This window comes from Nesterenkonia sandarakina, from assembly GCF_013410215.1.
Taxonomy (GTDB): Bacteria; Actinomycetota; Actinomycetes; order Actinomycetales; family Micrococcaceae; genus Nesterenkonia; species Nesterenkonia sandarakina.
This window is the reverse complement of sequence record NZ_JACCFQ010000001.1, coordinates 839,983-861,676: the sequence shown is the minus strand read 5'-3', so window position 1 is coordinate 861,676 and position 21,694 is coordinate 839,983. Positions and strand designations below refer to the sequence as shown.

Sequence of the window (21,694 nt, the reverse complement as noted above, 5' to 3'; positions counted from 1 at the left end):
CCTCACGCTGAGATGGTGCAAAGGTCGGGTGTCTGTCCCCAGAACGGTGGCGTCTCCGCTCGGGCACGGTGCCCCATCCTAGGTCTCTAGGGTCAACGATATACACCCAGCGGGTGTCCACCTATGGCGCAGGTCTCCCATGTGGGGGTGCTAGCGTCTTTGTCATGGCGCGGCGAAGCAGCATCGAACTGACTTTTCGAGAGGTGGCGGGCACCGCTCCGGACTCCTTCGTGGCGGCCGGCACCGTGGTGGACTGGATCGACAAGACCGCCTACGCCTGCGCGGCCTCCTGGACCCGGACCGACTGCGTCACCTCCTATGTGGGCAATATGCACTTCACCGTGCCGGTCCCGCGGGAGACCCCGGTCACCGTGCAGGCCAGGGTGGTCCACACCGGACGCACCTCGGTGCACATCCAGACCCGGGTGCTGATCCGCAAGGAGCAGGGCTGGGTGGTCTGCACCGAGTGCTTCATGATCTATGTGGCCGTGGGCGACGACGGCGAACCGGCCCCCGCGGAGGCCTTCGAGCCGCAGACCGAGCTGGAGCGACGCCGGGACCTCGACGCCTCCCAGCGCATGGTCTACCGCCGGCAGATGGAAGAGACGATCCAGTCGCTGCCCGAGGGAATGGGCAGCTCCGAGGCACTCACCCTGCGGTTCCTGGCCGACACCGACGAGCGCTACCCCGACGGCAAGATCCGCGGCGGCGCGGTGATGAAGTGGATCGACAAGACCGCGGAGATCTGCGCCGAGCGCTACAGCGGCCACGACGTCGCGGCCGTGCTCACCGGCGGGGTCCGCTTCTACCGGCCGGTGACCGTCGGGGACCTGGTCGAGGTCGACGCCCGGCTGGTGCTCACCGGATCCAAATCCATGCACGTGCTGGTCCGGGTCCGCGCCGGGGACCGCAGAGAGAAGCACCCTGCGGTGGTGGCCTACGGGCTTCCCGTGATGGTCGCCCCGGATGGCACCGGCTCGGCCCGTGCGATCGCGCCCTGGGAGCCGATCACCGATGAGGATCACGCGGTGGCGGCCCGGGCGCGCCGGCTGCGTGACCTGCGCAACGCCACCTTGTTGACGCCCAGCCCGATCACCTCACAGAACTGAACTGGTATGCGATGACTCAGCCTCCACAGAACCCCTATGGGCAGGACCCGAACTGCCCGGGCCCCGATCACCTGGGCCCCCCGACCCAGCAGCCCGGACCCTACGGGCAGCCGCCGCAGGACTACGGCCAGCAGCCCGGACTCTACGGGCAGCCGCCGCAGGCGGGGCCCTATGGTGAGCCCCAGCAGCCCGGACTCTACGGTCAGCCGCCGCGGAACTACGGCCAGCACCCGCAGGGGGTCATGCCGGGGCAGGGCGGGGCGCCGTCGTACCCGCCGCGCAAGCGGCAGCGCGACTCCGAGCCGGGCCGGTTCATCTGGGGCGATCTCATCGCGGTGCTGGCATATGTGGTGGTGATGCTGGTCGGCGGCGTGAGCCTGCTGGCCCTGATCCCGCCCTTCTCCACGATGCTCGGCTCTGGGGTCGAGGAGCAGGAGCAGCAGGGGCTGTTCCTGATCAACGTGGTCGGCTACACCGTGATGGTGGTCATCGCGCTCGCGCTCTCCGGCAAGGCGCTGATCCGATCGGTGCGGGCCTTCGGCTACCTGTGGTGGCTGAAGCTGCTGCTGGTGCCCGTGGCGTGGGTGGGCACGCTGATCCTCACCGCGCTGCTGGTGCTCAGCCTGGGCGGAGAGCCGGAGACCTCGGAGAACCAGCTCGCGATCGAGTCGATGCTGGCCTTCGTGCCGTTCCTCGCCGCGGTGCTGGTGATGGGGCTGCTGGGGCCCTATGTGGAGGAGTACTTCTTCCGGCACCTGCTCATCGGCAAGCTCTCGCGGTATATCAACATCTGGATCTGCGGCGTCCTCTCGGTGATCACCTTCCCGCTGCTGCACTTCATCCCCGCGCTGGTGCTGATGCTGGCCGACCCCAGCGCTCCCACGGATCTGACCCTGATCTCGGTGGTGCCCTATGTGGTGATGGGCTCGGTGTTCACCCTGGCCTACATCCTCACCGGGCGCTCGCTGGTCTACGCCTGGCTGCTGCATGCCTTCAACAACGTGATGGCCCTGGTGATGGCCTACTTCGTCCAGCCCCGGCTCGAGCAGTTCCTCGAGGACAACGGCATGGAGGGGGTCGGCGGCCTGATCTCGCACACGACGGCGTTGCTGCGGCTGCTCACCGAGACGACCTTGACGCTGACCGGCGGCAAGTGAACCAGCGGCGCTGATGGCGGAGAGCTCAGAACAGGAGTCCCCCGCCGCACGAGACCCACGCCCGCTGGGACGGCAGATCCTCGCCCTGGCGGTCCCGGCGCTGGGCGCGCTGGTGGCCGAGCCGCTGTTCCTGCTGGCGGACACTGCGATCATCGGGCGACTCGGGGTCCAGGAGCTGGCCGGGGCGGCGTTGGGCATCACCGTGATGCACACCGTCACCGGGCTGATGATCTTCCTGGCGTACTCGACCACCCCGGCAGTGGCTCGTCTGCTCGGCGCCGGGCGGCTCTCCCGGGCGCTCGCCGCGGGCCGCGACGGGCTCTGGCTCGCCGTGATGCTCGGTGCGGTGCTCGGCTTCGCCGGACTGGCCTTCGGCGAGGAGCTCCTCCTGGCCATGGGCAGCTCCGGGGAGATGCAGGTCCACGCCTGGAACTACCTGCTCTTCTCGCTTCCCGGGGTCCCGGCGATCCTGCTGGTCTTCGCCGCGGTGGGGATGCTGCGCGGACTCCAGGACACCAAGACCCCGCTGATCGTGGCCGCGGTGGGCTTCGGGGCGAACATCGTGCTGAACCTGATCCTGGTGCACCCGGTGGGGATGGGCACCGCCGGAGCGGCGCTGGGCACCTCGATCGCTCAGTGGGGCATGGCGCTGACCTACCTGGTGATGCTGGTGCCGCGGATGCGCGCCGCCGGCGTGCCCCTGGGTGTGGACCCGATCGCGCTGCGCCAGGCGGCCAGCGTGGGCTCCTGGATGATGCTGCGCACCGTCTCGCTGCGCGCCGCCATCGTGGCCACGGTGCTGATTGCCACCGACCTGGGCCCGCACACCCTGGCCGCGCACCAGGTGGCCTTCACCATCTTCTCCACCCTGGCCTTCGTGCTCGACGCCTTGGCGATCGCGGCCCAGGCGCTGATCGGCAAGGAGCTCGGCGCCTCCCGGGTGCTCCAGGCCCGGGAGATGACCCGCACCATGACCCGGTGGGGTCTGGGGTTCGGGGTGGTCACCGGTGCGGTGATCGCGCTGGCGGCGCCCTTCGTCCCCTCGCTGTTCACCCCCGATGAGCGGGTCGCTGCTGGCATCACCGCAGCCCTGCTGGTCATGGCGCTCGCCCAGCCGATCGCCGGGTTCGTCTTCGTGCTCGACGGCGTGCTGATGGGCGCCGGGGACGTGCGCTACCTCGCCGTCGTCGGCCTGGTGAACCTGGTGGTGTACCTGCCGCTGCTGTGGTGGATCTCGCGTGCCGGATTCACCGGTACCGAGGCCATCCTCTGGCTCTGGGCAGGGTTCGCCGTGGTGTTCATGGGCGCGCGCGCGGTCACCCTCGGGGTCCGGGCCCGGGGGGAGCGCTGGATGATCGCCGGAGAGCATCGCTGAACCGCGTCCCCCGGGGCGCCCCGGGGGACGCGGTGTGAGACGGCAGCGGTAGACTCTGCTGCGTGTCTGTGCAGAAGATCCCCGCCGCCACCGCCGAAGAGCTGACCCGTCCGGTCTGGCTGCGCGCGGTCATCACCGTCGTCTTCGCCGTGGTCGCGATCTTCTGGCAGGGAGAGACCGTCACGCTGCTGAAGATCTCCATCGCCGGCTTCTTCGTGCTCGGCGCCACGGCCATCTGGGACTACGCCAAGGTCGAGGCGGTGCCGAACACGCTGCGCGGCCCGCTGGCCATGGGTGCCGCGGCCTGGGTGCTCTCCGGGGTGGCGGTGATCTTCGTCAACACCGCGACCGCGGCCGCCGTGATCGCCGCCATCGGGTTCACTGCGATGGGCCTGGCCGAGCTCGTCGGAGGTCTCCGGGCCCGGAATGACTTCGTGCCCGCCCGGGACCAGATCATCCTCGGTGCCGTGGGGGTGCTCACCGGACTCGCCCTGGCCATCGGGCTTCAGCTGGATCCGCACGGGATCCTCGGGCTCGCCGGGATGGGCGTGACCATCATGGCCGTGGTGCTGCTGATCAGCGGGGCCGGCCTGCTCCACGACGTCAAGCGCGGGCGAAGCTCGACTCGTTGAGTCGCTGAATCGCCGCGGTTCTACTACAGGACGTAGAATTGATCAGGTGGTGCGGGCGCAGCCCATCACAGAACAGATACCGATGCTCAGGAACGAGGAACTCCCAGTGGCTGAAGACGACAAGGGGCGCCGATCTCTGCTCGAGACGGTCAAGGCTCCGCTGATCTTCTCCTTCGCCATGGGGTTCGTGGCGGGCTTCGTCACCCTGATCACGGCCTCCGGGGGCACCGACAATCCGGCGCGGCTGGACCTGGGGCTGATCGCGTTCGGGATCGCCTTCATCGCCACGCTGCTGCTGATCTCGATGCTCCACCTCGCCTCGCGGGACAATCCCGAGCACCTCTCCGAAGGCTCCGGGGTGAACCGGAACTCGGAGGAGCTCTACCGCCAGCAGGTGGCCAAGCGCCGCGAGCAGGCTCGCCGGAAACAAGCCGATGAGGCGGCCCAGGCCCGGCGCGACGCCGGGGAGCCCCCGGCGGACGAGCCGCCCTACGGCCGCCGTGAAGACCGCAGCTGACCCCGAGTCCGCCGATCCCGGTGCAGCAGCACCAGTCCCGACCGACCCGGGGTCATAGTCGCTGACTGACAAGCACGTCACAGCCTCCTGTTTCCGTGACGGTCCCTCAGTCCTGCGGCTATCTCTTGGCCTTCTTCTTGTCCTTCTTCAGCTTCTTGGCTGACTTCTTCTCACGCTTCTCCATCAGCTCGTCCCGCATCCGGTCCCGGAACTCCTTGGCCGCGACCGCGGACTGAGATGTGGGCACTTCGATCTGTGCCGCCTTCTCTGCCGCGCTCGGCTTGACCAGTCGCGGACTCTCCAGGGTGTCCGCATGAGATCCGACGTGCCGGACGGGACGCCCTGCTGCCGATGCCGTGTCTGCACCGGTGGAGAAGCTCTTGCGATGTGCCGCCTGACGGGCCCGGTAGGCCCGCACGTGAGCACGGTTGGCGCAGTTGCCGAAATCGCAGAACAGCCGGGAACGGTTGCGGGTGAGGTCGATGATGACCGCATCACAGCCTTCCCCCTTGCAGGTGCGCATCCGTGCCGTCTCATCCCGCACCACGAGGTGCTGGATGGCGGTGGCCACGCTGGCTGTCATCACATCTACGAGTTCCTTCGACGCCGGCACCGGCTCAGCACGGTAGTCACCGTCTGAACCGCGAGCGACCCTGAGGCCCACTCCGGTCAGGAGCTCGTTGAGCACCTGCACCGGGGCGTCGGACTCGATCGGGGCCGCGCTCCATATCCGCTGAACCTTCTCCCGCAGGTTCCGCACCTTCTCCAGCTGCGTCCTGTCAGCCCCGGACACGGGCCACCGCATCGCCGGATCCCGCGCACTCAGATACTCCTTGAGCTGGGTCACCGTGGTGAGCTGGTCCAGACCGGGTGTAGCGCTGCGCAGACCATCGCTGGTGTTCACCAGGTCGGCTGCTGCTACGAGGGTTCGGTCAGTATCCACATCGAACATGCATCTCCTCTCCCGAGGTCATAGCACCCGTCCGAGATCCGCGGCCTCGCGGCGGCGGGCACTGGTGTGGGGCCAATATTAGTCCATCACCGCAGCGCACCGAAGGTCTGCTCATGTGCCGGAACTGTCCTCACCTGTCAGAGGCGAAGCGTTTCTGCAGCCTGGACAGTGACGCCTGGATGCCGCGAGCGTTGCGGGAGTAGACCTTCGAGAGAGAAAGGGCCGCTCGGACCGGTCGGAGCTGAGCCCGTGCGTCGTAGGACTCGGTGACCCATGTGCGTCCCTTCTCCTCGCGCGCCGGGTCCTGCGGCAGCGGGGTCAGCTCCCAGCGCCATCGGTGTCCGGTGGGCTGGGCCCATTCCAGCACGCCGGGCCGCCCGCCTTCCGGGGGCTGCGCGGTCAGCACCCGCAGCGGCAGCCGGTATCGGATCCCGAAGACCCGCATGTCGACACTGAAACGGTCCCCGGCCTTGAGCTGGTGCGGCCCGGTGGCGCGCCGCTGCACGGTGCCCGAACCGTCGATCTCATGGTGGCGGTGCGGATCGGCGATCAGGGCGAAGATCTCGTCGGGGGAGGCCGCCACTTCGGCGCTGAACGCCACGATGTGATCTCCCAGGTACACCTGCCCCGGAGCGGAGGGCGGGTTCGGCGGGGTGTGAGGCGCTGATGTCATACCGGGCAGTCTAGGTCTGCTGTGCCGGCGTGGCGGGGTCCGATCCCCGGGAGATCACCGGGCCAGCTTGCAAGAAGTCCCACCTGCGGCAAGGCTTGGACCGTGACCAGCTCCCCCTCCACCCATGGCACGGCCCGCCGGCTCGCGGCGCAGGCCGCGGTGGAGGAGGCCACCCACCCGGCCGAGACCACCCGGTCCCAGGCCGAGACGCAGGCCCGGCTTCAGGTGCTCATCGAATCGCGCGCCATCTGGTGCGCGATCGGTGGTGCGCTGATCGGTCTGGGGCTGGGGTTCTTCGTCTTCGGTGAGCACCGGCCGCCGCTGGCCGGGGAGGAGTCCATCCAGGTCTACGGCTCGATCATCGGCGGGGTCACCGCCGGGCTGGGCTTTCTGCTGGGGTTCTCGCTGAACACCCGGCTGGCGAACATCTGGCTGGGTCAGCGCCCGCGGATCCGTCAGGTGATGGACACTCTCGCGCTGCTGGTCGTCCACTCCTCGATCGCGGTGATGGTGTCGTTGGGCCTCTTCCGGGTCTTCCAGGAGGCGTTCATCGGGCTGACCGTGGACTACATCGCGGGCGCGGTGCTGCTCGCCATCGTCGGCGGCACCTCGGGGTACTTCAGCTTCAACTCCGGTGCCCGGATCAACGCGTTCACGCTCTCCACGCTGCTGGCGCTGTTCACCGCCTCCGGTGTGCTGGTCTCGATGATCTTCGCCGAGAACCCGTTCTGGTGGCATGTGATGTTCTCGGAGCTGGGCACCGGCCAGGCCGGGCTGACCTCGTTCTGGACCTTCAACACCACGCTGGTGGTCTCCGGGACGATCATCACCACGCTGACCGCGTTCATCACTCGGGACTTGGAGATCTGGTCCGAGCACATCACCACCCGCCGGGAGGAGAGGCTGGAGCAGCGGCAGGCAGAAGGCCGACGTCGCAATGGCCGGCCCGCCCTCGGTCATCGGCTCCGCGCAGCAGTCTCCCGGCACATCTCCCGGCCCAGGATCGGGATGCTCCGGACGGTGATGATCGGCATGGGGGTCTCTCTGGCAGGGGTCGGACTGGTCCCGATCAGCCTGCACCATGACCTCCACGTGCTCTTCACCGCCGGGTTCGGGCTGGCCTTCCTGATCCTCCTGATCGGCATGCCCTACCTGCTGCCCGGCTTCCCGCGCACCTTCTATCTGGTCAGCTACCTGGCGGCGGCGGCCGTGGTCTTCGCCGGGGCGCTCTGGGAGCCCATCGGCTACTACAACCTGACCTCCCTGGAGCTGATCGGCGCCGCCGTCCTGTTCTCCTGGATGGTCGTGTTCATCCGCAACATCGCCGCCCTGGTGGCCCAGCTGAAAGGTCCAGCCCTATGAAGCGAGCCGCCGTCGTCGGATCAGGTCCGAACGGGCTGACCGCGGCCTGCCTGCTGGCCCAGGCCGGCTGGGAGGTGACCGTCTATGAGGCCGCGGACGCGCCTGGAGGTGCGATGCGCTCGGCAGAGCTCTTCGCCGGAGAGTTCGGCCCGGCGGTCCCGGGTGCGGAGGGAGTGATCAGTGACCTCGGGGCCAGTGTGTTCCCCTTCGGCCCGCCGCCGGTTCCCGGGGTCGAGCGCCACGGCCTGAAGTATCTCCACGCTGGGTTCCCGGCCGCGCACGGGCTCGACGACGGCGCACCCCCGGCCCTGCTGCACTCCTCGGTGAGTGCCACCGCCGCCGGGCTGGGCCCGGACGGTGCCGCGTGGACCAGGATCTTCGGCCCGCTGGTGCGGGACTGGGATCGGGTGCTGCGTGCGGGGATGACCCCGGTGACCGCTCCGTTGAGCAACCTGCAGTCCGATTCGAGAGCGCACCGGATGCAGTCCCTGGTCCAGATCGGAGCCCGCGGCGCCTGGCCCTCGACCTGGCTGCAGCAGCTCTTCGCCGAAGCCCCGGCGAAGGCGCTCTTCGCCGGGCTCGCCGGGCACGCGACCACTGATCTGCGCAGACCCCTGACCTCGGCCTTCGGGCTGCTGCTGGGAGCGGCGGCACAGGCGAGCGGCTGGCCGGTGGCCCAGGGAGGCTCCGGCGCGGTGGTGCGGGCCCTGGTGGCAGAGCTCGAAGCCCATGGCGGGAAGCTCCTCACCGGTCGCCGGGTCTCCGGATTGGAGGACCTGCGCATCCCGGGCAGCACCGGCCCCGGTGCGCACGTCCCGGATGCGGTGCTGCTGGATCTGACCCCGCGTCAGCTGCGCAGCTTCGGCGGACTCCGGCTGCCGCGCGGATACTCCCGTGCGCTGAGCCGATGGAACTACGGCACCGGGATCGTGAAGATCGACTATCTGCTCGAAGGCCCCATCCCGTGGCGGCATGAAGCGATGGGCCAGGCCAGCACCGTGCATCTGGGCGGCGGCGCCCGGCAGATGGCGGCTGCAGAGGCCGCCGCCGTGAGCGGCACGCTGCCCGGCCGCCCGTATGTGCTGCTGACCCAGCCCAGCGCCGCGGACCCGTCCAGGACGCCCGATGAGCGCACTGTGGCCTGGGCCTACGCCCATGTCCCCGGTGGGCTCTCCGGGGCCGCGGTGACCCGGGCCGCGGGGATGATCGAGGCCGAGATCGAGGCCCAGGCGCCTGGTTTCGCAAGCACCGTGCAGGCCCGCAAGTTGTGGAGCCCGGCGGACCTCCAGGAATGGAATCCCAACCTCGTGGACGGCTCGATCAGCGCCGGGGCTCCCACGCTGCGCCAGTTCCTGGCCCGGCCTGCGCTGCGACCGGATCCGTATCGGGTGCCCCATGCCGGGGACGAGGCCCCGGGAGCCCCCGAAGGTGTGACATCCGTCCTGACCGCGGCAGGTCAGGCCCCGGCGGTCTACCTCTGCTCCGCCTCGGCGCCCCCCGGTGGTGGAGCCCATGGGATGGCCGGGTTCCACGCGGCGCAGTCGGTGCTGCGCCGGGGCTAGCGGGCAGGTCAGAAGCCGGCATCATGCGTGTGGACCGGCCGTTGGGGTCAGCAGCCAGGCCAGGAGCCGGGATCAGAAGCCGCTGAAGGCGAGCAGCCCGGCGACCACGAGCATGATCAGACCCACCATGATGTCGAGCACCTGCCAGGTCCGGGGCCGGTTCAACCACTTCGAGAGCACCGCACCGCCCAGTGCCAGGGAGCTGAACCAGATGATCGAGGCCAGCACGGCGCCGGCGGCGAAGAGCCAGCGCTGATCCCCGAAGGTGTTCGCCATGGTGCCCAGCACCACCATCGTGTCCACCCAGGCGTGGGGGTTCAGGATGCTCACGCTGAGACCGGTGGCGGCGATGGCAGAGATCCGGGTGACCTGGACCTGCTGTGCCTGCTTCACGGCGGTGCCGCCCGAGCCGGGGGAGGTGGGCGCGCCGTCGTCGTCCCGGCCGGAGGGTCCGCCGTCCGTGCTGGTGAGCTCGACGTGGACCCCGGGCTTCAGGGCCTGGCCCGCCCGGCGGGCGGAGCGGAAGGAGCGATAGGCGAACCAGGTCAGGTAGGACACGCCCAGCCAGCGCAGCACCTCCATCAGCCAGGGGGCGTGGTCGAGCACCGCGCCGACGCCGGCGGTGCCCAGGGCAATGAGCAGGATGTCACCGAAGATGCAGCAGGCCACGGCCAGGAACACTCGATCGCGGCGCAGGCCCTGGCGCAGCAGCCAGGCGCTCTGCGGGCCGATCGCGACGATGAGGGCCAGGCAGGTCAGGAGTCCGGTGAGCAAGGTGGTCATGGCTCCATCTTGGAGTGTCCAGGCGCATCCGCACCAGCTCATCATCCTTCATGATCTGAAGCAATGCTTCAGATCCCTCGGTAGGCTGGTGGCATGAACACAGATCACCTGCGCGCCTTCGTCGCAGCGGTGGATGAGGGGACCTTCGAGTCCGCCTCGGCGCTGCTGCAGATCTCCGGATCTGCCTTCTCCCAGCGGATCAAGGCCCTGGAGAGGGAGGTCGGGCATGTGCTGCTCACTCGCACGGTCCCGGTGGCGCCCACAGAGTCAGGGGCGGAGCTGCTGCGCATCGCACGGCAGACCGTGATGCTCGAGGATGAGGCGCGGCGGAGCCTGGGCTTCCATCGGATCCCCGGGGAGGCGGCCCCCACGGTGACCCTCTCCGTGGCGGTGAATGCGGATTCCCTGGCCAGCTGGTTCTTGCGGGTGCTGCAGGAGGCTGCGACCTGGGATGACGTGGAGCTGCATTTCTACGCCGAGGACCAGGAGCACACCCATGAGCTGCTGCGCAACGGCACGGTGGCGGCGGCGGTGGCGGAGAATCCGACCCCAGTCTCCGGGTGCCGCTCCACGGTGCTGGGCGTGATGCGGTACTGGCCGGTGGCCAGCACCGAGCTGCTGGACCGGCACCGTTCCCCGGGTCGGGTGGTGGACTGGCAGCGAGTGCCGCTGGTGGAGTACGGGATCCGCGATTCGCTGCAGCGCACCGGGCTGCGCCGCCTCGGGGTCTCCGGCACGCCGACCACGCATATGGTGCCCTCCGTGGAGGCCTATAACGCGGCGGTCGGCTACGGCCTGGGGTGGGGAATGATCCCGGAGTCGATGATGCCCCCGGGGGTGCGGGAGGGGACGCATCCCGATCTCGCGGTCGTGGAGGAGATCGGACTGCAGGAGACGGTCCTGCATTGGCAGCACTGGTCCAGCACCACTGCGGTGATGGACCGGCTCACCGGCGCCGTGCGTCGGGCGGCGGCCCGCATGCGGTGAGGGCGGCGGCCCGCATGCGCTGAGGGCGAGCTTGAAAAGTCCTTCAAATTTTTAGGAATGGAGTGGCGGGGCTTGGCGTTGCACCGACCATGACCATCAGCACAGAGCGCCACAGCGACCAGTTCGAACTCGGCCTGCACACCTTCGGAGACGTCACCAAGACGCTCGACGGCGAGCAGGATGTCCCGCAGCCCCAGGTGCTGCGCAACGTCCTGGCGGAGGCCAAGATGGCCGACGCCTCTGGAGTGGATGTGATCGGCATCGGCGAGCACCACCGCCCTGACTACGCGATCTCCGCCCCGGACGTGGTGCTCTCCGCGATCGGTGCCGCCACGGAACGGATCAAGCTCACCTCCGCGGTCACCGTGCTCTCCTCGGACGACCCGGTGCGCGTCTATCAGCGCTTCGCCACGATCGACGGCCTCACCGGTGGTCGCGCCGAGGTCTCCCTGGGGCGCGGCTCCTTCATCGAGTCCTACCCGCTCTTCGGCTACGACCTCTCCGACTACGAGCAGCTCTTCGAGGAGAAGGTGGAGCTGTTCACCCGACTGCGCAGCGAGGCGGCGATCAGCTGGCAGGGGAATACCCGGGGGTCGCTGAAGAACCAGGAGATCTACCCCAAGACCGAGCATGAGCACGGCCTGCCCACCTGGATCGCTGTGGGCGGCACGCCGAACTCCGTGGTGCGAGCCGCGCGTCACGGCCTGGGCCTGGAGCTGGCGATCATCGGCGGCGCCCCCGAGCGTTTCCGGCCGCTGGCGCAGCTCTACCAGAAGGCGCTCGATGAGTTTGGTCACAGCGGCAACCGCCGCATCGCGGTGCACTCGCATGGATTCGTGGCCCCCACCGACGAGGAGGCGCTGGACATCTTCTACCCGTCCTGGGCGGAATCCATGGCGAAGCTGGGGCGTGAGCGCGGTTGGGGCAACGGGCACCCGTCCCGGGCGCAGTTCGAGCAGGAGGTCCACCAGGGAGCGCTCTATGTCGGCTCCCCGGAGACGGTGGCCAAGAAGATCGTGCGCACCCAGAAGCTGCTGGGCAACAGCCGGTTCGGCATGAAATACGGCAACGCCAGCCTGGCGCATGAGCACATGATGAGCGCCATCGAGCTCTACGGCAGCCAGGTCAAGCCCCTGGTGCTGGACATGCTCAGCGACTCCTGAGCGGCCCTGCAGGCGGTGTCGGCGCGCTGGATCGCGCCGACACCGTCATCAGCGCGCGACGGTACTGTGATGACATGGCATCGCAGGAAACCTCCGAGGATACGCATGAGGAATCGAATCAGGGCACGGCACCAGGGGAGCAGGACACCCAGAACCAGGGTCAGGTAAGCCAGTATTCCGAGGCCGACCTGCCGGTCGGGGACGGCAGCATCGTGGTCTACTCCGACCCGGGACGCACCTCCCTGCTGGTGCGCCAGATGCTCAAGCAGCCCCCGCGCGGGCGCAACGCGCATTGGGCGCGGGGTGCCGAGGTCACCCAGGAGCAGGTGCTGATCCCGCTGCGAGAAGACGCCACGCTCGACCTCGACGTGGCCAAGCAGTGGGCCCGCGAAGCCGAGGCTGACATGACGGTGATCATCACCGAGATCCCGCGCATGGCCGGTGAACGCCCCAAGACCGCGGAGCTGCACTTCTCAGACAGGCTCGCGATCGTCTCGCTGCCGGCGCTGGGGCCGGTGTTCATCATGCATTCGCTGCGTCGAGAGCTCTACCGGGTGGTCACCGCGCTGCTCAATCAGTCGGTGGACGCGGCACGCGAGTACGGCGGCTACTACGCCCACGTGGAGGAGCAGAAGGGCGACGACACCTTCTTCATCTCCCCGGGGATGCTCTTCCCCGGCAGGCTCTGGATGACCCTGGGGATGGTGGCGGCCAATGAGCCGCTGTGGTCCCTGCCCAAGCTCTCCGGCGTCTTCGCCGCCGCAGCCGCCACCGGCGCCTTCGGCATCTTCTTCACCACCATCTGGGAGATGGCGAACTTCCTGCCGCATTGGCGCCTGGCGATCGTCTCGCTGGCCGCCGTCGGGATCGTCAGCGCCTGGCTGATCATCAGCAACCGCCTCTGGGACCGATCGGCGGCAGTCGGCGGCGCCCGGGAGGCCGCCATGTACAACATCTCCACGGTGGTGAGCCTGCTGACCAGCGTTGCCGCCCTGTACTTCGGGCTCTTCATCTCCATCCTGGTGGTCGGGCTGCTGCTGATCGAACCCGGATTCATGGCGCAGATCCTCGGTGAGGGGACAGGCTTCATGAACTACGTGGAGATCGCGTGGCTCTCAGCCTCGCTGGGCACCTTCGCCGGGGCCATCGGAGCGAACTTCGACGACACCGTGGAGCTGAAGAACCTCACGCAGGGGTCTCGCGAACTCCAGCGCTACCCCAAGGACGCCGAGCAGCGCTGAGACCTGCGCTTCGGGTGCCCGGTCGGATCAGTGCTCCTGGTGCGCCTACGGCCCCGGTGTCCCACGGGCCCGGCCGCCCCTAAGGCCTGGCGCCCCGCCCACCCCTTCGGGTCAGCCGGGTCAGGCGATGGCGGCGAGCGCGAAGAGCGCGAGCAGTCCCAGTCCGACGCCCCAGAGGATCACCGAGACCAGCATCCAGGCCATCACCGCGTGGCGGGAGGCCCCGAAGGAGACCATCAACGGTGCGGTGAACTGACTCGGCAGGGCCAGTGGCCCCAGGATGGAGACCCCGGGGACACCGAAGCGATCAAAGATCCGCCGGACCTTCTCGCGCTTAGAGGACTTCTCCGGGGCCGGGCGCTGCGGGCGCTTGTGCAGCACGGCGGTGCGCACCCAGTGGGCGACATAGACCACCAGGATCAGCGAGAGCATGTTCCCGACGACGGCGGCGAAGATCGCCACCGCCGGGTACAGGCCGGCGATGATCCCGATCGGAGCTCCCCCGTAGGACTCGACGAAGGGAATGGCGGAGACCAGGATGACGCCGAGCCACTGCAGCGCGGGCGGCAGCCCCTGGGTCCAGTTCTGCAGGCCGGCGATCCAGCTGTCCCCTGTGACCGAGGGGGCGACGTCTGAGGCAAGTGTGAGTGATTCGAGCATTGCTTCATTATTTCGGAGGAGCGGCTCGTAAGCGTCAGCCTGAGGGGTGATCCGCCCGGCGCGCCGCAGGTCAAAGACGTGCACTTGTGCAAACTTATAGCAGTGCATAAGATGCACTGGTGCAAGAAAATCTGACTCAGCGCAAACGCAACCAGCGCGACACCTGGAACGCCATCCACCAGGCGGCCTTCGCCCTGGCATCGGCCGGTGGTCCCGGAGCCGTCACGGTGGATGAGATCGCGTCCCGCGCGGGCGTCTCGCGCCGCACCTTCTTCAACTACTTCCCGGTGAAAGAGGATGCCGTGCTCGGCACCCGAACCGCCGAGCTGGACCCAGCCGTCGTCGAACGCTTCCATGCCTCCACCGAGGACGAGCTCACCCGTGTGGTGCATCTGTTCGTGTCCGTGGTGCGCACCTGTCTCCCGGAGGAGACCGCCGCGCAGCGCCGGGCGATCATCGCCGAGCATCCGCAGCTGCGCGCCCGCCTGGCCGAGCTGCTGGCGCAGGTGGAGGGGCTGGTGTACTCCGCGGTCCACGCCGAGGCCGACCAGGGCGGGATGCAGCTTCCCGAAGGAGCCGGAGCCCACGCCTTCGAGGCCCTGCTGGCGCTGGCCGGGGGCATCACCAAGTTCGCCTTCTCCCGGTACCACGAGTCCGGCGCGGAAAGTCTGGACCCCTTCATCGGCGAGACCATCGCCCTGTTCAGGAAAGTCGTAGAGACCACCCGATGACCAAGCCAGAGACGCCTTCGCTGCCGAAGGCCACACCGCCGTCCCAGACCCAGGGGCAGGCCGCGGAGACCGACGCGATTACTGAGCCGGTCACCGACTCTGCCGCCGAGCCCGTGACCGACCGCGCCGCCGACCCGGTCACCGACGCCAGCAACCCGGCCACCGACGCCAGCACCTCGCCGGAGCCCGAGACCGGACACCTCAAGTGGATCTTCAGCGCCCTGATCCTGGCGATGCTGATGGCCTCCCTGGGTCAGACGGTGCTGGCCACCGCGCTGCCGACCATCGTCGGGGAGCTCGACGGGGTGGAGCACATGGCCTGGGTGATCACCGCGTTCATCCTGGCCTCCACGGTGATGATGCCGGTCTACGGCAAGCTCGGGGACATGTTCGGGCGCAAGCCGCTGTTCATCTTCGCGATCATCGCCTTCGTCATCGGTTCCGGGCTCGGCGGGGCCGCGGACAGCATGTCCCAGCTGATCGGAGCCCGGGTGATCCAGGGCCTTGGCGGCGGAGGTCTGATGATCCTGTCCCAGGCGACCATCGCCGACGTCGTCCCGGCGCGTGAGCGCGGCCGCTACATGGGAGTCATGGGCGGGGTCTTCGCGTTCTCCTCGGTGGCCGGCCCGCTGCTGGGCGGCTGGCTCACCGATGGCCCCGGTTGGCGCTGGACGCTGTGGATGAACGTGCCGCTGGGCGTGCTCGCGCTGATCGGGATCGTGATGCTGCTGAAGCTGCCGCCGCGCGAGCCCGAGGCGCGCGGTCGCATCGACGTGTGGGGGATGGCGCTGCTGGGTGTGGCCACCACCGCCGTCGTGCTGGTGGCGACCTGGGGCGGGGGCGAATACGCCTGGACCTCCCCGATGATCCTTGGGCTGCTCGGCGCGCTGGTGATCTCAGGCCTGCTCTTCACCTGGATCGAGCACCGCACCCCGGAACCGATCCTGCCGCTGATGCTCTTCCGCAGCCGCAACTTCGTGCTGACCATGGTCGCCGGGCTGATCACCGGCGTGGCGATGTTCGGCGCGCTGGGGTACATGCCCACCTACCTGCAGATGGTCACCGGGTATACGCCCGCCCAGGCCGGACTGTTGATGATCCCGATGATGGGCACCCTGCTGGTCGCCTCCATCATCGTCGGGCGCCGGGTGAGCAAGTCCGGCCGGTATAAGAAGACGATGGTGATCGGCAGCGTGATCACCGCACTCGGGCTGGGGCTGCTCTCCACGGTCAGCGCCGATTCCCCGGTGATCCTGGAATGCCTCTACCTCGGAGTGCTCGGCCTCGGACTGGGCTGCACCATGCAGCTGCTGACCCTGGTCGCGCAGAACTCTTTCGCGCTGCGTCACGTGGGCACCGCGACGGCGGGGCAGAACTACTTCCGCCAGGTCGGGGCCACGCTGGGCTCGGCCGTGATCGGCTCGCTGTTCGCCAGCCGACTCACCGAGATGCTCACCGAACGGCTGCCCGCCGACGCCGCCGGTGGGGTCGGCGCGAACTCGCTGACCCCGGAGCTGGTGCGCGGACTGCCGGATCCGATCTACACGGTGGTCGTGGAGTCCTATAACGAGGCACTGGTGCCGCTGTTCCTCTGGATGGTCCCGCTGGCGCTGATCGCCACCGTGATGCTGCTCTTCGTGGAGGAGAAGCCGCTGGCCACGACCCTGGAGCGCTGAGCCGCCGTGGGGCGGCAGGCTCACCCGTCCCGCCTCTCCCACCCCGCGCATCCCACCCGTCCCGCCTCCGCCCCCCGCGCCATCGATTGTGCAATTCGAGCGCCGCAGAGCACGGATCCCGAGGAAAAACCTGCACGAATTGCACACTCGATGCCTCAGGGGTGACCTGAGCCCACCTCGCGCGGAGCTCCGGGTCTCCGGATCCGCCCGAGGAGGCTCTCGACACCGCCGGTGACACCGAGGACCACGGCTGTGCCCAGGCTGCTGCCGATGAGCACCATGATCGCACCGACGAGCCACAGTCCGCTGCTGTCCTCACTGGCCGCGGTGACACTCCAGGCCACAGTGAACGACGGCGGCAGCAGCAGCACGGACTTCCAGTGCCGCCCCCAAGAAGCCGGCACGGCCACCGCCAACAGGGTGATGCCGCAGCCGATCACCTGCCAGGCCTCATAGGGGCCGTGCGCCAGTCCGGTCACCGGGTCCACCTGATACTCCTGGTCCCAGCCCATCCACGCGAACCAGGCGCCGGTGGACCCGAGGATCACGAAGAGCGCCCAGGCCAGGAAGCGCGAGCTTCCCCAGGAGTGGCTGCGGTCGGCAGGTCCGGCCGGCGGAAGGGTGGTCATCGCGTCAGTATGTTCGAGGCAGAGTCAGTCACGCTGCGACACGCGGGTGCCGCCGTCGAAGGGGGACTTCGGCAGTGTGTGCTCGGGCCGGGCGAATCTGGTGACGCCCAGGACCACCAGCGTCCCCAGCGTGCTGCCCACCGCCATGAAGCCCGCCCCCACCAGCCAGAGGCCGGTGATGTCCTCGCTGCTGGCGGTCATGGACCAGGCCAGAGTCAGCGACGGCGGCAGCAGCAGCACCGTAGGCCAGCACCGGTTCCAGGATGTCACCACCGCGATGCCCAGGAGCAGGACGCCGCAGACCAGGAACTGCCACGGCACTGGAGGGCCGTGCTGAATCCCAGTGGCCGTGTCGTAGCTGTAGCCCAGCCCCCAGGGCAGCAGGGCGAGGGTCCCGAACCAGGTCCCGGCCGTCCCCGCAACCAGGAACGCCGCCCAAGCCGTGATGCGCAGGAATCGACTCGCCCACCCGATGCGGTGGGCCCTCGGTGACTGGCTGCTCGACATAGCGCCAGTATGTCCCCGCCCCGAGTCATCCGCGCGAGCCACTCCGGGGCGATTTAGTCCGGTGAAGCCGCCCTGCCTGCATCGATTGTGCAATTCGACCGCCGTTTCATCCGCCAGGAGGCGGAGAACCTGCACAGATTGCACAATCGATGACACGAACCGGGGCGAGGCGTCCATGAGCGGAGCGGGCCCCGTAACCGATCCGACAAGCAGCGATCCACCCGGCAACGGTTCTACGCGCTGTAGTAGACTCGCCGACATCAGCCGAAGGAGGGGGTTTCCTGTGGTCAATGCCGCGGACATCACCCCTTCGCCGCGCCTCGTCTCGGGTCCCGCCCGGCTGGGCCGGGGACTGCTGGCCGCGAGCCTGGCCATCGGGTCCGCCGCCGTCTCGCACACCGCTGCTGGGCATCACATGCCGCACTGGATCGTGCTGGTCCTGGCGCTCGCGGTGAGCCTGCCCGTCTGCGCCTCGCTCTCCGCCGTCCGGCTCAGCCGCGTCCGGCTCGGCGTCGCCGTCGTCTTCAGCCAGGCCATGCTGCACGGCCTGTTTGCGCTCTTCCCGGCCACCGGCTCGTCAGCCAGCACCACCGTGCACAGCGACGCCGCAGCGCACACCGGACATGCGGTCCATGATCACGTCGTGACCGTCGCGGGAGCGGGGGAGACAAGTGCGGTGGCTCAGGTGCTGCCCGACGCGCCGATGGTCTTCGCCCACGTCTGTGCCGGGATCTTCACCTTCGCGGTGATCCGTCGCGGCGAGCTGATCCTGCACGCGCTCGGCTCCCTGCTGCTGCTGCGCCCGGTGTTGTTGCTGTTCCTGCGCCCGGTGTCGCTGACCGGGCCCCGGGCGATCCGCGCGCATGACTCCTTCTCCACCGTGATCCTGCAGGATCTCTGGTGCGGCGGTGGCGCGCAGACGCTGCGTGGACCGCCTGTCCTCGTGAGCTGACATCACCCGTGGTCCCCACGGCACGACGCCGGGGACCAGTCACTTCACGACGGAAAGCACAACCCCATGTCACCGAACACCACTGCACCCTGTACGCCCACCACGCGTCGCCGACGCGCCGGTCGCATCACCGCGCTCTCCACCACTGCGGCGCTCGGCCTGGCGGTCACCACGATGGCCGCTCCGGCCTGGGCGCACGATTCGCTCATCGCCTCCTCCCCGGAGGCGGGGGAGGTCCTGCAGGAGAGCCCCGAGGAGATCACCCTCGAGTTCTCCGGAGGCGGCCTGACCACAGGTGATGGAATCACCAACATCATCCAGGTCAGCGATGCCGACGGGGAGAACTGGGAGGGCGAAACCGAGGTCGAAGGTGCGACCATGTCAGCGGAGTTCCCTGAGGATCTCCCCGGAGGCGACTACACGGTGGCCTACCGAGTGGTCTACTCCGATGGCCACGCCGAGGAGCAGTCCTTCGATTTCGAAGTCGAGGAGACCGCCCCGGAGCCTGAGCCGACGCCAGAGCCCACGGCCTCCGCTTCGGAGGAGACCGAGGATGAGGCCGAGACGGAGACTGAATCCGCTGCGCCAGCAGAGGACGACGACGCCGCCGACTCCAGCGCCGCTGATCCTGATCAGGCGGAGGAGCCGGTCGCGGGTGACGCCGCTGCTGACACCCAGCAGGATTCCGGGCTTCCGGTCTGGGCGTTCGTGCTCGGTGGCATCGTCGTAGTCGGTGGCATCGCCGCGATCGCGACCGCTGTCCTGCGCGGGCGGAAGAACCCCCGCGCCTGACCCGTCGCGCCTGACCTAACGCGCCTGAGCTGTCGCGGCGGAAACTCCGCGCCTGACTCGTCGACGTCGAGCTCCCACGCCTGTCCCGGTGCTGCCCTCACGCAGCCCCTGATCAGGTCAATGCTGGCCTGCCTCTCTTCTGTGGCCAGGTGCAGCTGAGCAGAGCCGCATCCGCGGATCGCCTCCTCACCCAACACACCTATGCCCGTCGCGCCTCAGTGCGCCCTCGGGCTTCAGGGTCATACGCCCGAAAGGACACCACTGTCATGAAGAACACCACTTGGACCCTCTCCGCCCTCGCGGCAGCCGCAACGCTGACGCTGACCTCCTGCGCAGACGCAGGAACCGAGCCTGAAGAGTCTGAAACCGAGGCTGAGACGACTCAGTCCGAGGCCCCCCAGGCTGAGTCGGGCGACAATGCTCTGATCCAGAGCAGTCAAGACGATGTCTGGGCACGCGCCACGGACTCTGAGATGACCAGCGTCTTCGGCACCATCGAGAACTTGACCGATGAGGACCTCACGGTCGTCGCAGCGAGTTCTGAGGTCGCCGGCATCACGGAGCTCCACGAGATCGTGGAGGAAGACGGCCAGCAGGTCATGCAGGAGATCGACGGCGGCTTCACCATCCCGGCCTCAGGCGCTTTGGAGTTGGAGACCGGAGGGGACCACCTGATGCTGATGGATCTGCAACAGGAGCTGCTGCCCGGCGAGGTGCTGGAGATCTCGCTGGAGTTCGAGGACGGCACGCAGGAGTCCATTGAAGCCATGGTCCGCGACGACGGCGGGCAGGATGAGCCCTACGAGCACGGCGATGAGATGGAGGGCATGGACCACGGCGACGAGATGGACCATAGCGAAGACATGGACGAGATGGACCATGACGCCGCTGAGGCTGATCACGACTCCGATGATCATGAGCACTGAGCGGCCTGATCCGACGGGCGCCGGTCAGGGACCAGCTCAACGGGGCAGACCCGAACGAGGGACCTCCCGGCGCGGCTTCTCCCGCCGAGGGCTCCTGCTCGGCGCCGGCGTGGGCGGGGCAGGAGTCGCCGCCGCGGCCAGCATGGGCAGCGCCCTGGGCTGGGGTGAGACGCAGCCCGAGGTGCGCAGCATCAGCTACGGTGCGGAGACGGTGCCGTTCTACGGCGCGCGGCAGGCGGGCATCGAAACCCCCGCCCAGGCCCATGCCGTGCTGGTCGCCCTGGATTTGCGTGATCCCACCGATCCGAACAGCGTCACCCGGCTGCTGCGGCTGCTCAGTGACGACGCCTCCCGGCTGACCGCCGGGAGGCCGGCGCTGGCGGACACCGAGCCGGAGCTCGCCGCTCATCCCGCGAGCATGACGGTGACCTTCGGCTTCGGTCCTCGGCTCATCGAGGCGTTGGACCCCTCGGCCGCGCCGACGTGGCTGAAGGATCTGCCGGACTTCGAGATCGATGATCTGGATCCGGCGCTGTGCGGTGGTGATCTGCTGCTGCAGATCTGTGGGAACAACCCGATCTCGCTGGCTCATGCGCGCCGGATCATGTTGAAGTCCGCGCGCAGCGAGGCCCGTCCGCGCTGGGTCCAGGACGGATTTCGTTCGGCGCATGGGGCGCAGGAGGAAGGCTCTTCGATGCGCAACCTCTTCGGTCAGGTTGATGAGACCGTGCAGCCCGAGCGGGGCGGTGACGGGAACGAGTTCGCCGTCTGGGGTCACCCACCGCAGGGGTTTTCCAGCTCGCTCAGCCCATGGGTGGAGGGTGGCACCTCGCTGGTCATCCGCCGGATCCGGCTGGACATGGATGGGTGGGACGAGCTGGCCCGCAGCGGCAAGGAGTCCTCGGTAGGGCGCGATCTGAGCGTCGGGGCACCGCTGACCGGCACCCGGGAACACGAGGATCCGGACTTCGAGGCCACCAGCGCGCTGGGCTTCCCGGTGATCGAAGAGTTCGCCCATATCCGCCGGGCACGCCAGATGGCACCTGAGGAACAGATCCTGCGTCGCGGCTACAACTACGACGATCCACCCTCCGGGGAGCGGATCAGTGACTCGGGTCTGATCTTCATGTCGTATCAGGCCGACGTGGAGCGCCAGTTCCTGCCCATCCAGAGGCGACTCGCAGAAGGGGACCGGCTCAACGAGTGGACCACCCCGATCGGCAGCGCCGTCTTCGCCGTGCCACCGGGGTGTCAGCCCGGCGGCTTCATCGGCGACTTCCTCACTTAAACCTTCTTGTTCAGAAAGCA

At 68.6% G+C, this 21,694-nt stretch carries 22 protein-coding genes; 16 read left to right on the top strand and 6 right to left on the bottom strand.

The genetic code is table 11. From position 1 onward, the window contains the following. Nucleotides 1-164: 164 nt before the first annotated feature. The 5 genes from HNR11_RS04140 to HNR11_RS04120 all read left to right on the top strand — a co-directional run bounded on the left by HNR11_RS04140 (nt 165) and on the right by HNR11_RS04120 (nt 4,790). A complete protein-coding gene (locus HNR11_RS04140; protein WP_058887824.1) occupies nt 165-1,109 on the top strand; it encodes an acyl-CoA thioesterase in 945 nt (314 codons plus the stop codon). 11 nt (nt 1,110-1,120) lie between these two features. After that, on the top strand, nt 1,121-2,266 hold the full coding sequence (locus HNR11_RS04135; RefSeq protein WP_179441254.1) for a CPBP family glutamic-type intramembrane protease: 1,146 nt from the start codon (nt 1,121-1,123) through the stop codon (nt 2,264-2,266). Nucleotides 2,267-2,279: 13 nt separating this feature from the next. Further along, the gene (locus HNR11_RS04130) at nt 2,280-3,641 is read left to right on the top strand and encodes an MATE family efflux transporter (RefSeq protein ID WP_179441253.1); all 1,362 of its coding nucleotides are present in this window, start codon (nt 2,280-2,282) and stop codon (nt 3,639-3,641) included. Between the two features lie 62 nt (nt 3,642-3,703). Next, nucleotides 3,704-4,273: a hypothetical protein gene (locus tag HNR11_RS04125; RefSeq protein WP_179441252.1), complete on the top strand. Its 570-nt coding sequence runs from the start codon at nt 3,704-3,706 to the stop codon at nt 4,271-4,273. A 106-nt stretch (nt 4,274-4,379) separates the two neighbouring features. Beyond that, nucleotides 4,380-4,790: a hypothetical protein gene (locus HNR11_RS04120; protein ID WP_179441251.1), complete on the top strand. Its 411-nt coding sequence runs from the start codon at nt 4,380-4,382 to the stop codon at nt 4,788-4,790. Nucleotides 4,791-4,908: 118 nt separating this feature from the next. Here the strand turns inward: HNR11_RS04120 and HNR11_RS04115 are convergent, their stop codons facing one another. Both HNR11_RS04115 and HNR11_RS04110 read right to left on the bottom strand, forming a co-directional pair. Continuing rightward, on the bottom strand, nt 4,909-5,733 hold the full coding sequence (locus HNR11_RS04115) for a CGNR zinc finger domain-containing protein (protein ID WP_179441250.1): 825 nt from the start codon (nt 5,731-5,733) through the stop codon (nt 4,909-4,911). 139 nt (nt 5,734-5,872) lie between these two features. Beyond that, complete coding sequence (locus HNR11_RS04110) at nt 5,873-6,415, bottom strand: SRPBCC family protein (RefSeq protein WP_218849648.1); 543 nt, start codon at nt 6,413-6,415, stop codon at nt 5,873-5,875. 102 nt (nt 6,416-6,517) lie between these two features. On the opposite strand from HNR11_RS04110, the gene HNR11_RS04105 reads away from it, so the two are divergent. Then, the gene (locus HNR11_RS04105) at nt 6,518-7,777 is read left to right on the top strand and encodes a hypothetical protein (RefSeq protein ID WP_179441249.1); all 1,260 of its coding nucleotides are present in this window, start codon (nt 6,518-6,520) and stop codon (nt 7,775-7,777) included. Continuing rightward, a complete protein-coding gene (locus HNR11_RS04100; RefSeq protein ID WP_179441248.1) occupies nt 7,774-9,339 on the top strand; it encodes a phytoene desaturase family protein in 1,566 nt (521 codons plus the stop codon). Before HNR11_RS04105 ends, HNR11_RS04100 begins: the two co-directional genes overlap by 4 nt. Nucleotides 9,340-9,411: 72 nt before the next feature. Here the strand turns inward: HNR11_RS04100 and HNR11_RS04095 are convergent, their stop codons facing one another. After that, nucleotides 9,412-10,122 carry a LysE/ArgO family amino acid transporter gene (locus HNR11_RS04095; RefSeq protein WP_179441247.1) on the bottom strand — a complete coding sequence of 237 codons (711 nt, stop codon included), beginning with the start codon at nt 10,120-10,122 and terminating at the stop codon, nt 9,412-9,414. Between the two features lie 93 nt (nt 10,123-10,215). Here HNR11_RS04095 and HNR11_RS04090 point away from each other — a divergent pair, with 93 nt between their 5' ends. The 3 genes from HNR11_RS04090 to HNR11_RS04080 all read left to right on the top strand — a co-directional run bounded on the left by HNR11_RS04090 (nt 10,216) and on the right by HNR11_RS04080 (nt 13,513). After that, entirely contained in the window at nt 10,216-11,109 is an 894-nt protein-coding gene (locus HNR11_RS04090; RefSeq protein ID WP_179441246.1) for an ArgP/LysG family DNA-binding transcriptional regulator, read from the top strand. An 89-nt stretch (nt 11,110-11,198) separates the two neighbouring features. After that, a complete protein-coding gene (locus HNR11_RS04085) occupies nt 11,199-12,272 on the top strand; it encodes an LLM class flavin-dependent oxidoreductase (protein ID WP_179441245.1) in 1,074 nt (357 codons plus the stop codon). Nucleotides 12,273-12,346: 74 nt separating this feature from the next. Next, nucleotides 12,347-13,513: a hypothetical protein gene (locus HNR11_RS04080; RefSeq protein WP_179441244.1), complete on the top strand. Its 1,167-nt coding sequence runs from the start codon at nt 12,347-12,349 to the stop codon at nt 13,511-13,513. 120 nt (nt 13,514-13,633) lie between these two features. On the opposite strand, the gene HNR11_RS04075 is transcribed toward HNR11_RS04080, so the two are convergent. Beyond that, nucleotides 13,634-14,173 carry a small multi-drug export protein gene (locus HNR11_RS04075; protein WP_246310310.1) on the bottom strand — a complete coding sequence of 180 codons (540 nt, stop codon included), beginning with the start codon at nt 14,171-14,173 and terminating at the stop codon, nt 13,634-13,636. A 119-nt stretch (nt 14,174-14,292) separates the two neighbouring features. On the opposite strand from HNR11_RS04075, the gene HNR11_RS04070 reads away from it, so the two are divergent. Both HNR11_RS04070 and HNR11_RS04065 read left to right on the top strand, forming a co-directional pair. Beyond that, on the top strand, nt 14,293-14,904 hold the full coding sequence (locus tag HNR11_RS04070) for a TetR family transcriptional regulator (RefSeq protein WP_218849647.1): 612 nt from the start codon (nt 14,293-14,295) through the stop codon (nt 14,902-14,904). Then, the gene (locus tag HNR11_RS04065; RefSeq protein WP_179441243.1) at nt 14,901-16,580 is read left to right on the top strand and encodes an MDR family MFS transporter; all 1,680 of its coding nucleotides are present in this window, start codon (nt 14,901-14,903) and stop codon (nt 16,578-16,580) included. Before HNR11_RS04070 ends, HNR11_RS04065 begins: the two co-directional genes overlap by 4 nt. Nucleotides 16,581-16,735: 155 nt before the next feature. On the opposite strand, the gene HNR11_RS04060 is transcribed toward HNR11_RS04065, so the two are convergent. Both HNR11_RS04060 and HNR11_RS04055 read right to left on the bottom strand, forming a co-directional pair. Further along, on the bottom strand, nt 16,736-17,209 hold the full coding sequence (locus tag HNR11_RS04060) for a hypothetical protein (protein ID WP_179441242.1): 474 nt from the start codon (nt 17,207-17,209) through the stop codon (nt 16,736-16,738). A 24-nt stretch (nt 17,210-17,233) separates the two neighbouring features. Beyond that, the gene (locus HNR11_RS04055) at nt 17,234-17,716 is read right to left on the bottom strand and encodes a hypothetical protein (protein ID WP_179441241.1); all 483 of its coding nucleotides are present in this window, start codon (nt 17,714-17,716) and stop codon (nt 17,234-17,236) included. A gap of 283 nt (nt 17,717-17,999) precedes the next feature. Here HNR11_RS04055 and HNR11_RS04050 point away from each other — a divergent pair, with 283 nt between their 5' ends. From HNR11_RS04050 to HNR11_RS04035, 4 genes are all read left to right on the top strand, one after another. Continuing rightward, a complete protein-coding gene (locus HNR11_RS04050) occupies nt 18,000-18,668 on the top strand; it encodes a hypothetical protein (RefSeq protein ID WP_179441240.1) in 669 nt (222 codons plus the stop codon). Between the two features lie 66 nt (nt 18,669-18,734). Then, complete coding sequence (locus tag HNR11_RS04045) at nt 18,735-19,460, top strand: copper resistance CopC family protein (protein ID WP_179441239.1); 726 nt, start codon at nt 18,735-18,737, stop codon at nt 19,458-19,460. A 266-nt stretch (nt 19,461-19,726) separates the two neighbouring features. Then, on the top strand, nt 19,727-20,386 hold the full coding sequence (locus HNR11_RS04040) for a copper chaperone PCu(A)C (RefSeq protein WP_179441238.1): 660 nt from the start codon (nt 19,727-19,729) through the stop codon (nt 20,384-20,386). Further along, complete coding sequence (locus tag HNR11_RS04035; RefSeq protein ID WP_179441237.1) at nt 20,376-21,674, top strand: Dyp-type peroxidase; 1,299 nt, start codon at nt 20,376-20,378, stop codon at nt 21,672-21,674. Before HNR11_RS04040 ends, HNR11_RS04035 begins: the two co-directional genes overlap by 11 nt. Nucleotides 21,675-21,694: the final 20 nt, after the last annotated feature.

Bases quoted from the DNA above. Each gene is read 5' to 3' on its own strand.
- HNR11_RS04140 (WP_058887824.1), top strand. From the start codon at position 165: ATGGCGCGGCGAAGCAGCATCGAACTGACTTTTCGAGAGGTGGCGGGC.
- HNR11_RS04135 (WP_179441254.1), top strand. From the start codon at position 1,121: ATGACTCAGCCTCCACAGAACCCCTATGGGCAGGACCCGAACTGCCCG.
- HNR11_RS04130 (WP_179441253.1), top strand. From the start codon at position 2,280: ATGGCGGAGAGCTCAGAACAGGAGTCCCCCGCCGCACGAGACCCACGC.
- HNR11_RS04110 (WP_218849648.1), bottom strand. From the start codon at position 6,415: ATGACATCAGCGCCTCACACCCCGCCGAACCCGCCCTCCGCTCCGGGG.
- HNR11_RS04100 (WP_179441248.1), top strand. From the start codon at position 7,774: ATGAAGCGAGCCGCCGTCGTCGGATCAGGTCCGAACGGGCTGACCGCG.
- HNR11_RS04095 (WP_179441247.1), bottom strand. From the start codon at position 10,122: ATGACCACCTTGCTCACCGGACTCCTGACCTGCCTGGCCCTCATCGTC.
- HNR11_RS04090 (WP_179441246.1), top strand. From the start codon at position 10,216: ATGAACACAGATCACCTGCGCGCCTTCGTCGCAGCGGTGGATGAGGGG.
- HNR11_RS04085 (WP_179441245.1), top strand. From the start codon at position 11,199: ATGACCATCAGCACAGAGCGCCACAGCGACCAGTTCGAACTCGGCCTG.
- HNR11_RS04080 (WP_179441244.1), top strand. From the start codon at position 12,347: ATGGCATCGCAGGAAACCTCCGAGGATACGCATGAGGAATCGAATCAG.
- HNR11_RS04075 (WP_246310310.1), bottom strand. From the start codon at position 14,173: ATGCTCGAATCACTCACACTTGCCTCAGACGTCGCCCCCTCGGTCACA.
- HNR11_RS04065 (WP_179441243.1), top strand. From the start codon at position 14,901: ATGACCAAGCCAGAGACGCCTTCGCTGCCGAAGGCCACACCGCCGTCC.
- HNR11_RS04060 (WP_179441242.1), bottom strand. From the start codon at position 17,209: ATGACCACCCTTCCGCCGGCCGGACCTGCCGACCGCAGCCACTCCTGG.
- HNR11_RS04055 (WP_179441241.1), bottom strand. From the start codon at position 17,716: ATGTCGAGCAGCCAGTCACCGAGGGCCCACCGCATCGGGTGGGCGAGT.
- HNR11_RS04045 (WP_179441239.1), top strand. From the start codon at position 18,735: ATGTCACCGAACACCACTGCACCCTGTACGCCCACCACGCGTCGCCGA.
- HNR11_RS04040 (WP_179441238.1), top strand. From the start codon at position 19,727: ATGAAGAACACCACTTGGACCCTCTCCGCCCTCGCGGCAGCCGCAACG.
- HNR11_RS04035 (WP_179441237.1), top strand. From the start codon at position 20,376: ATGAGCACTGAGCGGCCTGATCCGACGGGCGCCGGTCAGGGACCAGCT.